Annotated in this window: 12 protein-coding genes; 1 reads left to right on the forward strand and 11 read right to left on the reverse strand. The window is 69.4% G+C overall.

Features of this window, described 5'->3' with window-relative positions; translation table 11 throughout:
* Nucleotides 1-4: 4 nt before the first annotated feature.
* Genes EER30_RS00385 through EER30_RS00400 form a run of 4 tightly spaced genes read right to left on the reverse strand, consistent with a single transcriptional unit; the run spans nucleotide 5 to nucleotide 4,076 of the window.
* On the reverse strand, nucleotides 5-838 hold the full coding sequence (locus EER30_RS00385; protein WP_127497129.1) for a carbohydrate ABC transporter permease: 834 nt from the start codon (nucleotides 836-838) through the stop codon (nucleotides 5-7).
* Complete coding sequence (locus EER30_RS00390) at nucleotides 839-1,840, reverse strand: carbohydrate ABC transporter permease (protein ID WP_127497131.1); 1,002 nt, start codon at nucleotides 1,838-1,840, stop codon at nucleotides 839-841. It lies immediately after the preceding gene.
* Nucleotides 1,841-1,842: 2 nt separating this feature from the next.
* Nucleotides 1,843-3,087 (reverse strand): sugar ABC transporter substrate-binding protein, encoded by a 1,245-nt coding sequence (locus EER30_RS00395; RefSeq protein WP_127497133.1) that lies wholly within the window; start codon nucleotides 3,085-3,087, stop codon nucleotides 1,843-1,845.
* Nucleotides 3,088-3,107: 20 nt separating this feature from the next.
* On the reverse strand, nucleotides 3,108-4,076 hold the full coding sequence (locus EER30_RS00400; RefSeq protein ID WP_240669689.1) for a LacI family DNA-binding transcriptional regulator: 969 nt from the start codon (nucleotides 4,074-4,076) through the stop codon (nucleotides 3,108-3,110).
* 134 nt (nucleotides 4,077-4,210) lie between these two features.
* On the opposite strand from EER30_RS00400, the gene EER30_RS00405 reads away from it, so the two are divergent.
* Complete coding sequence (locus EER30_RS00405; protein WP_127497137.1) at nucleotides 4,211-6,274, forward strand: glycogen debranching N-terminal domain-containing protein; 2,064 nt, start codon at nucleotides 4,211-4,213, stop codon at nucleotides 6,272-6,274.
* Nucleotides 6,275-6,424: 150 nt separating this feature from the next.
* On the opposite strand, the gene dapB is transcribed toward EER30_RS00405, so the two are convergent.
* The 7 genes from dapB to truB all read right to left on the reverse strand — a co-directional run bounded on the left by dapB (nucleotide 6,425) and on the right by truB (nucleotide 14,610).
* Entirely contained in the window at nucleotides 6,425-7,183 is a 759-nt protein-coding gene (gene dapB, locus EER30_RS00410) for a 4-hydroxy-tetrahydrodipicolinate reductase (protein ID WP_127497139.1), read from the reverse strand.
* A complete protein-coding gene (locus EER30_RS00415; protein ID WP_127499216.1) occupies nucleotides 7,167-8,075 on the reverse strand; it encodes a phosphatase PAP2 family protein in 909 nt (302 codons plus the stop codon). Before EER30_RS00415 ends, dapB begins: the two co-directional genes overlap by 17 nt.
* Before the next feature lie 83 nt (nucleotides 8,076-8,158).
* On the reverse strand, nucleotides 8,159-9,451 hold the full coding sequence (locus EER30_RS00420; protein ID WP_127497141.1) for a M16 family metallopeptidase: 1,293 nt from the start codon (nucleotides 9,449-9,451) through the stop codon (nucleotides 8,159-8,161).
* A 96-nt stretch (nucleotides 9,452-9,547) separates the two neighbouring features.
* Complete coding sequence (locus EER30_RS00425) at nucleotides 9,548-11,875, reverse strand: polyribonucleotide nucleotidyltransferase (RefSeq protein ID WP_127497142.1); 2,328 nt, start codon at nucleotides 11,873-11,875, stop codon at nucleotides 9,548-9,550.
* A 196-nt stretch (nucleotides 11,876-12,071) separates the two neighbouring features.
* The gene (gene rpsO / locus EER30_RS00430) at nucleotides 12,072-12,341 is read right to left on the reverse strand and encodes a 30S ribosomal protein S15 (RefSeq protein WP_127497144.1); all 270 of its coding nucleotides are present in this window, start codon (nucleotides 12,339-12,341) and stop codon (nucleotides 12,072-12,074) included.
* Between the two features lie 116 nt (nucleotides 12,342-12,457).
* On the reverse strand, nucleotides 12,458-13,390 hold the full coding sequence (locus tag EER30_RS00435) for a bifunctional riboflavin kinase/FAD synthetase (RefSeq protein WP_127497146.1): 933 nt from the start codon (nucleotides 13,388-13,390) through the stop codon (nucleotides 12,458-12,460).
* Nucleotides 13,391-13,728: 338 nt separating this feature from the next.
* Entirely contained in the window at nucleotides 13,729-14,610 is an 882-nt protein-coding gene (truB, locus tag EER30_RS00440; RefSeq protein ID WP_127497147.1) for a tRNA pseudouridine(55) synthase TruB, read from the reverse strand.
* Nucleotides 14,611-14,620: the final 10 nt, after the last annotated feature.

The following is a 14,620-nucleotide window of genomic DNA, read 5'->3' on the forward strand; positions in this document are numbered from 1 at the left end:
CCTACTAGCCCTTGTCAGCTCCCGCGGACGCGTCACGGACGAAGTAGCGCTGGAAGACGACGAAGATGATCGCAACGGGGATGGTGGCGAGCAGGGCCGCGCCGAGTTTCAGCGGGTATTGCGTGCCGGACCCGAGCGAGCCGCTGACCAGGTCGGCCAGGCCGCGGGGCAGCGTGAACAACGACGGGTCCTGAACGGCGACGAGGGTGTGCGGGAACTCGTTCCACGATCCGGTGAACATGAGGATGGTCAGCGTGATCAGGGCCGGCTTGGCCATCGGCAGCACGACCGACCAGAACGTACGGAGGACTCCGGCCCCGTCGATGCGCGCGGCCTCCTCGACACTGACCGGCACCGAGTCGAAGAACTGCTTCATGACGAACACGCCGGTCGCGTCGGCCAGCAGCGGGACGATCAGGCCGGCGTAGCTGTTGTAGAGGCCGAGCTGGTTGAGCACCAGGAACTTCGGGATCAGCAGGACGACCGGGGGGACGGCCATCGCCGCGATCAGGCCGGCGAACAGCGCCTTGCGGCCGCGGAACTGAAGACGCGACAGGGCGTACCCGGCCATTGATCCGAACAGCACCCGCCCGACGGTCACGACGACGGTGACCAGTACGGAGTTCCCGAGCCAGGTCGGGAAGCCGGTGCCCTCGAAGATGCGGGTCAGCGAGTCGTCCGTGAACGGTGACGGGATCGGCGAGAGTGGGTTGGCGGCCGCGTTCGCCTCGGTCTTGAACGAGTTCGCGATCTGGATGACGAAGGGGTAGAGGAACACCAGCGCGAAGAAGATCAGGATCGCGTAGCCGAGGAACCGGGAGGCCAGCGTACGGATCATCTAGTCACGCTCCCGGGTGAGCCGGCGCTGCAGCAGGGTGAGCAGCACGATGATGAGGAACAGCACGAACGAGATCGCCGCGCCCGCGCCGTAGTCGAAGTCGCGGAACGCGGTGCGGTAGGACAGGAACGCGGGGGTCAGCGTGGTCTTGGCCGGGTTGCCCTGACTCATCACGTAGATCTGGTCGAAGACCTGCCACGTGCCGATCAGCCCCAGCGTCACGACCAGGAACGTCGTTGGCCGCAACTGGGGCAGGATCACGTGCCGCAGTAACTGCCACCGGGTCGCGCCGTCGATGCGGCCGGCCTCCTCGAGCTGCACCGGGACGTTCTGCAACGCGGCCAGGAACATCACCATGAACGTGCCCGAGGTGGTCCAGACGACGAGCGTGATGATCGCGCACATCGCCACGCTCGGGCCCGACAGCCAGTCCCACCAGGTCAGACCGAACACGCTGTGCTCGACCAGGAACGCGGGCGGGTCGCCGACGATCAGGTGAACGAGCCCGCGCGGATCCGAGAACCACTGTGGACCGCGAACGCCGAAGACGGCCAGGATCGCGTTGATCGCGCCGCCGTTGGCGAACAGGAACAGGAAGACGACACTGATCGCAACCGAGCTCGTCACGGACGGGAAGTAGAACGCCGTACGGAAGAAGCCTCTGCGTTTGTTCACGACCAGTGCGAGCCCGAGCGCGAGCACGGTCTGGATCGGCACGACCATGAACACGTAGTACGCGTTGTTCCGGATGCTGGTCATGAAGTCATGGCGGGTCAGCCCGTCGTCGGTGAACAACCTCGTGTAGTTGTCGACCCCGGCGAACGGCACACTCCCGGTGAACGGGCTGCCCTGCCCGTTCCAGCGGGTGAAGCTGACGAAGAGCGCCATCAGGATCGGCAGCAGCATGAAGAGGCCGAGGATCATCACGGCCGGGGCAACGAAGAGCCAACCGGCGGCCCGCTCGTTACCCCGGATGCCACGGCCCCGGATGCCACGGGGCATGGTCAGCCGCCCAGCGCCGACTTGGCGTTCTTGTCGAAGCGCTGCAGGACCGCCTTGGGGTCGGCGGTCTGCAGACCCTGCAGGCCCGTGTCAAGGTCGGCCAGCACACTGTCCATCTTGGGCGCGTTGACCGGACCCTGGGCATATTGCGCGCCGGCGACGAAGGCCGCGTCGTCCGGGTTCTGCTGCTGGTAGGTCGCCTGAGCGTCCTGCCGCGACGGCATCACGCCGAACGCCTTGCTGAACGCGAGCTGCTGGTCGGCGCTGGTCATGGACTGCACGAAGGCGACCGCCTGCTGCTTGAACTGGCTCTTGGCGGCGATCCCCCAGCACTGCGTGAAGCTCAGCGTGCCCTTGCCCTTGGGACCGGCCGGCAGCTCTTTCACGGTGTACTTGATGTTCGGGAAGTCGGCCTCGAGCGCACCCTTGATCCAGTTGCCCTCGATCGCCATCGCGGCCTTGCCCTTGCCGAACGCCTCACCGGCCCAGCCCGCGTCCATCGCCTTCGGATACTTGGCCAGACCGTCCTTGAGCAGCCCCTGCACATAGGTGAGGGCTTCGACGTTCTGCGGGCTGTCGGCCGTGGCCTGCTTGCCGTCGGGGCTGACCCAGTAGCCGCCGGCCTGCACGAGGAAGGCGCCGACGCGGTCGCGGGTGTCGCCGATCGCGAGCGGCGTGATGCCCTTGGCCTTGATCTTCTGGGCCGCCGAGCGCAGCTGCTCCCAGCTCGTGGGGATGTCGGCGTCGGTCAGTCCGGCCTTCTGCCACAGATCCGTGTTGATCTGCAGGGCGAGGGTCGAGGTGTCCTTCGGTACGCAGTACAGCTTGTCCTGATAGGTGAAGCTCTGCTTCAGATTCGGCAGGAACGCTTCCACCCCCGGCATGCTCTGGGCGTACGGCTCCAGGGCGCCCACACTCGCATAATCGGCGAACCGGGCCGCGTCGACGTAGAACACGTCCGGCGGGGTGCTCCCGGCCAGCGCCTGACCGAGTTGCTGCACGATGTCCTGCGCCGGGGTGACGGTCGCCTTGCTGCCGCTGGTCGTCGCCCATTGTGCGGCCGCGTCCTGCACCGCCTTGGTCTCGGCCGGGCCCGACGAGGCGATCAGGATCTTGAGGTCGGCCGGGCCGGCGCTCTGCTGGGTGGTGGTCGAGCCGTTGTCGTCGAAGCCGCTGCCGCACGCGCTCGCCGCGACGAGCGACCCGGCGAGCACGGCGGCCAGCGCCGCGCCGCGAAGTCCGTTCATGGGGGTCTCCAGAGGGGATGTCAGGCCGTCTTGCGGACGACCAGGGATGGGGGAAGCAGAACCGTGGTCGGGGTGGACGGCGCGCGGCCGTCGAGGAGTTCGGCGAGGAGGTCGACGCAGCGGGTGGCCGCCTCCGCGAGGGGTTGACTGACGCTGGTGAGGCCGATGGCCTGGGCGACCGCGGTGTCGTCGAAGCCGACGATCGCGACGTCGCGCCCCAGTTCGCGGGCGGCCTGCAGTGCGCCGAGGGCGAGGGAGTCGCTGGCACAGACGATCGCGGTCGGCGCCTCTTCGCGCTGGAGCATCGCGCGGGCGGCGGACGCCCCGGAGTCGACGCCGTCGGTCGCCTCGGCCGAGGGCCCCCACGATCCGAGCGCGCGGTGCCATCCTTCGCGGCGGGCGTCGCCGACTCCGGAACCCGAAGGCCAGCCGAGGAACCCGACGCGGCGGTGGCCGAGCGCGAGCAGGTGTTCGGTGGCGGCGGCCGTCCCCGCCGCGTTGTCGACGTCGACCCAGGAGTGGGTCTCGGGCGCGCCCCACGGCCGGCCGAAAGTCACGAAGGGCACGTCACGAGCGGCCAGCCAGGACGTACGAGGGTCGCCGTGGTGGGTGCTGGTCAGCACGAACGCGTCCAGGTCGTACGCCGAGAGCAGTTCGTCGTAGGTGGCGATCTCGTCGGCGTCGTCGGCCGCGGTGTAGAGCATCACCCGATAGCCGGCGAGCCCCGCGGCGTCGGTGAGGCCGTGCAGGAAACGGTCGAGCACCGAGCCGTTGATGCCGTCGCGGGCGGGCTCGATGCGCACGGCGATCAACCGCGACCGGCCCGTACGCATCTGACGGGCAGCCTGGTTGACCCGGTAGCCGAGCGCCGTGATGGCCTCGCGCACCCGCTCCCGCGTCTCCTCGCGCACCACGTCCGGCGTGTTGATCACATTGGACACGGTCTGCCGGGAGACGCCGGCGCGGCGGGCCACCGTCGCGATCGTCACCTTTTCCACCACATCGAACCCTTCCTAGGTCTTGAACGATCAAATTCTGATAGGGCAGGATTGGATCGATCAAGTTACGGGGTTGTTTCGCACTTTGCCTGCGCCCCGGCCCGCTGTCAACCCGGGAGTTTCGCGTGCCCCTTCAGCCTCTTCTGCACGATCTGGTGCCCACCCTCGCCGCGCCCACGTCGGCGCTCTCCGGGCCCGACGGTCAGATCAGGGCCGAGGGGGTGCAGGGCGTCTTCCACGCCGACTGCCGCGTTTTGTCGCTGGCCGTGCTGCTCCTCGACGGCCGCGAGGCCGAACCGATCGGCCACGCCCAGGGCGGTCCCGGCGTCACGCGCTTCGTGAGCCTGGCCCGCTGGCTCGGCAACCCGGGCCCTGACCCCACCGTTCGCATCGATCGAGTACGCCGGGTTCGCCCGGGCGCGGTCGACGAGGAGATCACGATCGTCTCGACGGCCGACGCCCCGATCACCACGACCGTAACGATCTCAACCGCGAGCGACTTGGCGCCGATCGAAGCCGTTAAGTCTGGAAATATCGGGCAGGTCACGGGGGGCAGCACGGTTGTAGCCGCAGACACGGTTGGAGCGGCAGGCACGGTTCGAACGGCGGGCACCGTTGGAGCGGCGGGCACGGTTCGAACGGCGGGCGGAGACGGCGGTGCCCGAGGCGGTAAGGGTGACCACGGCGGGCCCCGGAGTGACGTCAACGTGCGGATCGAGGGCGATCTCGAACGGTCGGTGACGATCGCTCCGCACAGCCGGGTCGTGTTGCGCTGGTCGTTGACCGTGGAGGACACGGGCGCCGTCATGCTGCCGGGGCTGCGCGGTGAGTTCGCGCGGCCGGCCGTCCAGGGTTCCGACAAGCGGCTGACCCGCCTGCTCGACCAGTCCCTCGACGACCTCGCCTCGCTGCGCCTGACCACCGCGATCGACGGCGGCGACACTTTCCTCGGCGCCGGCGTGCCCTGGTATCTCACGCTCTTCGGCCGCGACAGCCTCTGGGCCGCCCGCATGATGCTGCCGCTCGGCACGGACCTTGCCCTCGGCACCCTGCGCGCGCTGGCCCGCCGCCAGGGCTCGAAGATCGACCTTGAGACCGGCGAGGCCCCCGGCAAGATCATGCACGAGCTGCGCCGGGCCGACGTGACGGTCGAGGGACGGCTGCCCGCGGTCTACTACGGCACGATCGACGCCACCCTGCTCTGGGTCAGCCTGCTGCACGACGCCTGGCGCTGGGGCCACGACCCGGCCGAGATCGCCGACCTGATGCCCGCGCTCGAGGCCGCGCTGGGCTGGCTCGCCGACCACGCCGACCCGGACGGCGACGGATTCCTCGAATACCTCGACCCGACCGGCCGAGGCCTGGCCAACCAGGGCTGGAAGGACTCGCACGACGCGATCCGCTTCCACGACGGACGCCTGGCCGACGCACCGATCGCCCTGGCCGAGGTGCAGGCGTACGCCTACCGGGCCGCTCTCGACGGCGCCGCCCTGCTCGACGCGTTCGGCCGTCCCGACGGTTCCCTCTGGCGGGCGTACGCCGATGCCCTCGCGGCCCGGTTCCGCGGCGCCTTCTGGGTCGACGGCTACCCGGCGATGGCCCTCGACCGCGACAAGCGCCCGGTCGACGCGCTGACCAGCAACATCGGCCACCTGCTGGGCACCGGCCTGCTGAACGCCGAGGAGGAGGCCCGGGTCGCCGCCGCGCTCGGCTCCGACGACATGTCCGGCGCCTTCGGCCTGCGCACGATGTCGGCCGCCGACGCCGGCTTCGCGCCCCTGTCGTACCACTGCGGCTCGGTCTGGGCCCACGACACGGCAATCGTCGCCGCCGGCTTGGCCAAGGCCGGCTTCCCGGTCGAGGCCGCCCGCCTGATCGACGGCCTGCTGAGCGCCGGTGAGGCCTTCGGCTTCCGTCTCCCCGAGCTCTACGCCGGCGACGCCCGAGCCGACATCACCCGCCCGATGCCCTACCCCGCCTCCTGCCACCCGCAGGCGTGGTCGGCCGCCGCCTCGGTGCTGGTGCTCCAATCGTGGCTCGGCCTCGACCCCGACGTTCCCAACGGCGTCGTCCGCCTGCGGCCCCTGCCGGACGCCCCCGAGGTCATCGGACTCCGAATCGCCGGCCACGCGGTCGACTTCACGAACGGACGACTGGTGGCATTACCGGAGGGCCTGTCCATGGTTTGACCGCGACCAGAGTCGGATTTCGCCCGTCGATGACTTGGGAGCGGTTTTGGTGGCGCCGTGCTCTTTGCGGCGTCGCCAAAACCGCTCCCAAGTCATCGGCCTCAAGGGGCGAAATCCCAGAGGAGCGGAGCGACGACCAGCAAGCTCAGCTCAGTCCAAGAAGCTGTCCAGGCCGACCGTCAGGCCCGGGCGCTGGAAGATCTTGCGGACGCCGAGCAGGACGCCCGGCATGAAGGAGACGCGGTCGAGGGAGTCGTGACGGATCGTCAGGGTCTCGCCGAGCGAGCCGAACAGCACCTCCTGGTGGGCCACCAGGCCTGAGGCGCGGATCGAGTGGACCCGTACGCCGTCGATGTCGGCACCGCGGGCGCCGTCGACCTCTTCCTTGGTCGCGTCGGGCATCGGGCCGAGACCGGCGTCGGCCCGGGCCTGCGCGATCAGCTTGGCCGTGTGGGTGGCCGTGCCGCTGGGGGCGTCGAGCTTGCGCGGGTGGTGCTGCTCGATGACCTCGACCGACTCGAAGTATTTCGCGGCGCGGGTCGCGAACTGCATCATCAGCACCGCGCCGAGCCCGAAGTTGGGCGCGATCAGCACGCCGACGCCCGGTTTGGCGGCGACCCACGAACGAACCCGGTCGAGCCGCTCCGACGTGAAGCCGGTGGTGCCGACGACCATGTTGATGCCCTGGCCGATCGCCCACTCGAGGTTTTCCATCACCACGTCGGGGGTGGTGAAGTCGACGAAGACCTGGGCGCCCGCGTCGGAGAACTTGAAGAGCTCGTCCCCCTGATCGATCATGGCGACCAGTTCGAGGTCACCGGCGGCGTCGACCGCCTTGCACACCTCGAGGCCCATGCGGCCCCGGGCTCCGAGAACGCCGACGCGGATCGAATCAGGCTGCTGAGTCACCCGAGTAATTTATCGCACCCTTGCGGCGTTCCCACCAGCGCTCCGCCCAGCCCACGGCCAGGAAGACGGCCCCGACATAGGCCCACCCCACGAGTACGTCGATGACGTAGTGCTCGCCCGTGTAGACGAGCGTGAACGTCATCGCGAGGGGGTAGGCCAGCAGCAGCGGCCACCACTTCTTGGCCACCATCGGCAGGAAGAAGGCCACGGCCATCATGGCGTACGCGGTGTGCAGGGACGGCATGGCCGCGACCGGATTCGACTGGTCGGCCTGCAGCGCGTTCAGGGTGTTGCCGGCGCCGTGCAGCCCGAGCACGTCGAGGCCGCGCGACGAGAACCGTTCGACGTGATCGGGCAGGTAGCCGAACTTCGAGGCCCACCAGGGCGGCGCCGCGGGGTAGAGGAAGTAGGTGATCAGGCCGGCCACGCTCAGCGTGATCCAGCGGCGGATGAACCGGTAGGACAGCTTGCGGCTGCGCATCCAGAGCACCACGGCGACGGTCGGCACGGTGAGGAAGTGCGAGATGTAGACGACGGTCGTCACCACCTCCCACCAGGGGACGTGCTTGGCGTCGTACAGGTGCTCCTGAAGCCAGACGGTGGGGATCTTGCCGTCGGTGAGCCAGCCGAACATGTCGACATCCGCGTCGATCATGAAGTGGACGTGGGGTGCGAAGAGCTTGTCGGCCGCGCCGCGGGACACGTTGTAGAGAACCAGCAGCAGTACGACCGGGAGCCAGTCGCGCAGGAAGAGCAGGTGCTCGCGCCACGGCAGGTAGTTGCGCCAGGCGATCGTGGCCAGCCAGAGCCAGCCGAAGGCGGTGAGCGGATCGCTGGTGGGCACGCCGACCAGCCCCACGAAGACCGCGAAGGCCGCCGCCCACACCACCATGCCCACGATCCGGCGTTTCCGCTGATCGGGTGTGATGGTGGTGGGGGGCGGCGGGGTCTCCAGCGTCGTCACGGGGTCCAAGGTTAGCTGTGCGTCCCGAACGCCGACTCGTCGAAGGGTCCGACCACGGCCAGTGACATCGGCTGCGCGAACATCTCGGCCGCGACCTCGTTGACCTCGTCGGGGGTGACCTCGTCGACCCGGCGCAGCAACTCGTCGACCGACATGAGATCGCCATAGAGCAGCTCGGACTTGGCCAGGCGGCTCATCCGCGAGCCGGTGTCCTCAAGGCCCAGCACGTACGCGCCCTTGGCCATGCCCTTGCCACGGGCGATCTCTTCGGCGCTGACGCCCTTGGCCGCAACCCGCTCGAGCTCGGAGCGGATGAGGTCGAGGACCTCGTCCGCCTTGCCGGGCGCGCTGCCCGCGTAGACGCCGAACAGGCCGGCGTCCGCGTACTGGCTGGCGTACGAGTAGACCGAGTAGGCCAGTCCCCGCTTCTCGCGGATCTCCTGGAAAAGCCGGCTCGACATGCCCCCGCCGAGCACGTTGTTGAGCACGCCCAGGGCGAAACGGCGCTCGTCGAGGCGGCCGATGCCGATCCCGCCGAGAACCAGGTGGCCCTGCTCGGTGTCCCGGTTGCGCACCACCGTGTGCGGCTTCTGCGTGGGTACGCGCTTCAAAGCCGGACGGGGAGCGGCCGGTGCGGCCGGTTCGGAGTCGAGGACCGTACCGGAAAGGGCTTTGCGGACGAGCCGGACGACCGTGGCGTGGTCGAGGTTGCCCGCGGCGGCGATGACGATGTTGGGCGCCTTGTAGCGACGCCGGTAGAACCCGTGGATCTGGCTGCGGGTCATCGGGGTGATCGATTCCTCGGTCCCCGAGATCAGCCGGCCCAGCGGGTGGTTGCCGAAGATCGCCTCGGTGAAGACGTCGTGCACCTCGTCGCCGGGCTCGTCCTCGTGCATGGCGATCTCTTCGAGGATCACGCCACGCTCGACCTCGACGTCGGCCGGCTCGATGATCGAGTCGGCCACCGCGTCACAGAGCACGTCGACCGCGAGCGGCAGGTCGGCGTCGAGCACCCGCGCGTAGTAGCAGGTGTATTCCTTCGTGGTGAAGGCGTTGGTCTCGCCGCCCACGGCCTCGATCTCCGAGGAGATCTGCAGCGCGGTGCGTTTGTGGGTGCCCTTGAAGAGCAGGTGCTCGAGGAAGTGCGAGGCGCCGGACATGCCCGGCGACTCGTCGCGCGAGCCGATGCCGACCCAGACGCCGAGGGCGGCGCTGCGGGTCGTCGGGATCGACTCGGTGACGATGCGCAGGCCGCTCGGGAGAACCGTACGCTTCGCACCGTCGGAGAGAGAAGTGGTTTTCATCCGTTTTAAGGGCGGTGGTGGGGTGGTTGGACGGGGGGTAACAGCGCGGGCCGGCTTTGCAGCCGGCCCGCGCGACGAACTCGTTGTCACTGCTTGTTACTCGCGGCGCTCGCCGCTGGGGCGGTCGCCACTGGAACGCTGGCGACGACGGCGGGGCTCGCCGCCACCCTCGCCACGCTCGCGCGGCTCACGCGGCGGACGTCCACCCTCGGCATCGGCCGGGGCGGCCGGGGCCTCCTCGCCCTCGGGGCGGACCTTGTCGAGGTAGATCTTGCCGCGGGCGTCGATGTCCGCGATGGACACCTCGACCTTGTCGCCGACGTTGAGGAAGTCCTCGACCTTGTCGACCCGCTTGCCGTCGCCCACCTTGGAGATGTGCAGCAGGCCGTCGCGGCCGGGCAGCAGCGAGATGAAGGCGCCGAACGCGGCCGTCTTCACCACGGTGCCGAGGAACTTGTCGCCGACCTTGGGCAGCGTCGGGTTGGCGATCGCGTTGATCCGCTCGACCGCGGCCTCGGCCGACGGGCCGTTGGTCGCGCCGACGTAGATCGTGCCGTCGTCCTCGATGGAGATGTCGGCGCCGGTCTCGTCCTGGATCGCGTTGATCGTCTGACCCTTCGGGCCGATGACCATGCCGATCTTGTCGACCGGGATCTTGACCGAGGTGACCCGCGGGGCGTACTCCGACATCTCGGCCGGAGCGTTGATCGCCGCTTCCATGACCTCGAGGATCGTGGTGCGGGCGTCGTGCGCCTGCTGCAGGGCACCGGCCAGCACGTCGGACGGGATGCCGTCGAGCTTGGTGTCGAGCTGCAGGGCGGTGACGAACTCGCTGGTGCCGGCGACCTTGAAGTCCATGTCACCGAACGCGTCCTCGGCGCCCAGGATGTCGGTCAGGGCGACGTACTGCGTCTTGCCGTCGACCTCGTCCGAGATCAGGCCCATCGCGATGCCGGCGACCGGCGCCTTCAGCGGCACACCGGCGCTCAGCAGCGACAGCGTCGAGGCGCAGACCGAGCCCATCGACGTCGAGCCGTTCGAGCCCAGCGCCTCCGAGACCTGCCGGATCGCGTACGGGAACTCCTCGCGCGACGGCAGCACGGGCACCAGGGCCCGCTCGGCCAGCGCGCCGTGGCCGATCTCGCGGCGCTTCGGCGAACCCACCCGGCCGGTCTCACCGGTCGAGTACGGCGGGAAGTTGTAGTTGTGCATGTAGCGCTTGGACTTCTCGGGCGCCAGCGTGTCGAGCGACTGCTCCATGCGCAGCATGTTCAGCGTGGTGACGCCCAGGATCTGGGTCTCGCCCCGCTCGAACAGCGCCGAGCCGTGCACCCGGGGCAGCACCCCGACCTGCGCGGTCAGCGGGCGGATGTCGCGCGGGCCGCGGCCGTCGATGCGGACCTGCTCGCGCAGGACGCGCTGACGCACCTCGGACTTGGTCAGCGACCGGAACGCGGCGCTGATCTCCTTCTCGCGACCCTCGAAACGCTCGTCGAGCAGCTCGTGTGCCTTGGCCTTGACCAGGTCGAGAGCCTCTTCGCGCTCCTGCTTGGCCGCGATCTTGAGGGCCTCGGCGGTCTCCTCGCGAACGGCCTCGGAAACGGCGGCGAAGACGTCTTCCTGGTACTCGAGGAAGACCGGGAACTCGACGGCCGGCTTCGAGGCGACCTCGGCCAGCTCGCTCTGCGCGCGGCACAGCTCGCGGATGGCGGGCTTGGCGGCCTCGAGTCCGCTCGCCACGACCTCCTCGGTCGGGGCGGTGGCGCCACCGGCGATCAGCTTGATCGCGTTGGGCGTGGCCTCGGCCTCGACCATCATGATCGCGACGTCGCCGTCACCCACGACGCGACCGGCGACCACCATGTCGAAGGTGGCCCGCTCGAGCTCGTCGAGGGTGGGGAAGGCGACCCACTGGCCGTCGATGTGCGCGACGCGGGTCGAGCCGATCGGGCCGCTGAACGGCAGGCCGGACAGCTTGGTCGACAGCGAGGCGCCGTTCATGGCGACCACGTCGTACGGGTGGGCCGGGTCGAGCGCGAGGACGGTCTCGACGACCTGGACCTCGTTGCGCAGGCCCTTGGTGAACGACGGGCGCAGCGGCCGGTCGATCAGGCGGCAGGTGAGGATCGCGTCCTCGCTGGGGCGGCCCTCACGGCGGAAGAACGAGCCGGGGATGCGACCCGCGGCGTACATGCGCTCCTCGACGTCGACGGTCAGCGGGAAGAAGTCGAAGTGCTCCTTCGGCTGCTTGCTCGCCGTGGTCGCGGAGAGAACGACGGTGTCGCCCAGCTGGACGATGACCGAGCCGGCGGCCTGCTTGGCGAGGCGGCCGGTGGAGAAGGTGATCTCGCGGGTGCCGAACGAACCGTTGTCGATGACGGCGGTGCGAGATTCGGTGCCGAGAGCGGTGTTCTGCTCTGTCATGGTGGTGCGGTACTCCTTCGTCGAGGACCCGGCGGTCTGCAGCGCGGTTTGGTTTGAGGCTGCCGGTCTTCGATCGAAGTGCCCAGGACGACCGTCCTGGGAACCACTACCGAGGACCGGTGGCTTGCCTGCTTACCGCGCGGGTCCGTGGGTGGAACAAGTGAGGGAGCGACCTCGCGGCCGCTCCCTCGTCAAGTCAGCGGCGCAGGCCGAGACGCTCGATCAGCGTCCGGTAGCGCGCGATGTCCTTCTTCTGCACGTAGTTGAGCAAGCGGCGGCGACGGCCGACCAGCAGCAGCAGACCACGACGGCTGTGGTGGTCATGCTTGTGGGTCTTGAGGTGCTCGGTCAGATCGGCGATCCGCTTGGTGAGCATCGCGACCTGAACCTCGGGCGAACCGGTGTCGCCGTCCTTCGCCTTGTACTCGTCGATGATCTTGTTCTTGACCTCTTGGTCGAGCGCCATAATCTCCGTGATTCTGTGTTGCCGGTGAAAGCGGTTTCCCCGCGGCCCGCGGCGTCGGGCAGGCAGGCGGGACCGGTCGTTGGATAGCCCAACGTCGTCACAACCCTATCAGGGCGTCAACGAAGCAGCGCGCGGGTCTGTTCGACGTCCTCGCGGATCTGCGCGACCAGCGGCTCGATCGCGTCATAGGTGCGCTGCTCACGCAGGTGACCCACGAAGTCGAGGCTGACCCGCTCGCCGTAGAGGTCGCCGGTGAAGTCGAGCACATAGGCCTCGACCCGGCGTTCCCGGCCCGAGAACGTGGGGTTCGTGCCGATCGACACGCTCGCGGGCAGGCGCGCGGCGTGCTCGCCGCCCCGGATCATCCACGCGGCATAGACACCGTCGGCCGGCACCGCGGCATAACGGTGCACCATCAGGTTGGCGGTCGGGAACCCCAGCTCACGCCCCCGTTGGTCGCCGCGGACGACCACGCCGTTGAGGCGATGCGGCCGGCCCAGAGCGGCGGCGGCGGCACGCACGTCCCCGGCGTCGACACAACTGCGGATGTACGTCGAGGAGAAGACCAGCCCGTCCTCGGAGACCAGCGGTGCGTCCTCCACGGTGAAGCCGAACGAGACCCCCAGGCGCTCGAGCAGCGCGACGTCGCCTGCGGCCCGGTGCCCGAAGCGGAAGTTGTCGCCCACCACGACCACGGCCGCGTGCAACGCCTCGACCAGCACGTCGTGCACGAACGCCTCGGGGCTGAGCTGCGAGAACGCCGGCGTGAAGGGCACCACGCAGAGCGCGTCGACCCCCAGCTTCTCGATCAGCTCGGCCTTGCGCACCGGCTCGGTCAGCACCGCCGGATGCGACCCGGGCCGCACGACCTCGGCCGGGTGCGGGTCGAACGTGACGACGACCGACTGGAGCCCCAGGTCACGGGCGCGCTTCACGGCGTGCCCGATGATCGCCTGGTGCCCGCGGTGCACCCCGTCGAAGACCCCGATCGTGACGACCGACCGGCCCCAACCGCCCGGCACCGATTCGAATCCCCGCCACCGCTGCATTTCTCGCCTCCCGGCGCTGTACGCCCCTGGCTGCACGCCTCTCGGCGCCCCAGCTCTCGGCCTCAGCGTATCGGCGGCCCCGGTCGCGCCTTTACCGCGCCCACCGGACCGAAACGCACATCACCACAGCCTGTGGACAACTCCGGAAACCCGCCCGCGCCCGGCGTACGCTCGCCGCCACGCCCCGCGCTCGCCTGGGTGGGCGGGAAGCCGGCGGGGCGTGCGGCGCACGGCCCGGGGTGAGTTGCAGGACAGCCCGGAACGGGTGCACGGAGGGTGACCAGTGATCAGCGAGACTGCTTGCCGAGTACTGGTCAGTACGCGTACGTCAGAAGTTCTCAGGCGGGGGCCAGCACGATCTCGGCGCGGGCGCGGCCCTCGCGTTCCGAGACGATGGCCAGCAGTTCGCCGGTCGGGGCGAAGACGGCGTACGGGCCCTCGATGCCGACGGGGGTGAGCGGACCGCCGTGACTGAGTGTGCGGGCCTCGTCGGGGGTGGCCTCGCGCTGGGGGAAGGCCTGCCGGGCGGCCTCGGCCATGGGGAGGCTCACCACGTCGGGGGCGATCTCCTCGAGCTGTTCGAGAGTGCGGGCCTCGGCCAGGGTCAGTCCGCCGACCGCGGTGCGCCGCAGGGCCGTCAGGTGGCCGCCGACGCCGAGTCGCGTGCCGAGGTCGCGGGCGATCGCGCGGATGTACGTTCCTGACGAGCAGGTGACGTCGATGTCGATGTCGAGACCGTCGGCGGTGCGGCGGATGTCGAGCACGTCGAGGCGCGAGATCGTGACGCGGCGGGCGGGGATCTCGACCGTCTCGCCCTCGCGGACGCGCTTGTAGGCCCGCTCACCGTTGATCTTGATGGCGCTGACGGCGCTCGGCACCTGGTCGATCTCGCCACGCTGAACGTCGAGCCCGGCCCGGATGGCCTCGTCGGTGACGCCGTCGACGCTCACGGTCGCGGTCACCTCGCCCTCGGCGTCGTCGGTGATCGTCGACTGACCGAGCCGGATCGTCGCCGCGTAGCTCTTCTCGGAGCCGATCACGTATGTCAGCAGGCGCGTCGCCCGGTTGACGCCGATGATCAGCACGCCGGTCGCCATCGGGTCGAGCGTGCCGCCGTGACCGACGCGGCGGGTCTTGGCCAGCCGCCGGATGCGGGCCACCACGTCGTGCGAGGTCATCCCCGCCGGTTTGTCCACCACGATCAGTCCGTCCGCGCTCACCGCATCACCT

The sequence above is a fragment of the Actinoplanes solisilvae genome, assembly GCF_003999975.1.
Taxonomy (GTDB): Bacteria; Actinomycetota; Actinomycetes; order Mycobacteriales; family Micromonosporaceae; genus Actinoplanes; species Actinoplanes solisilvae.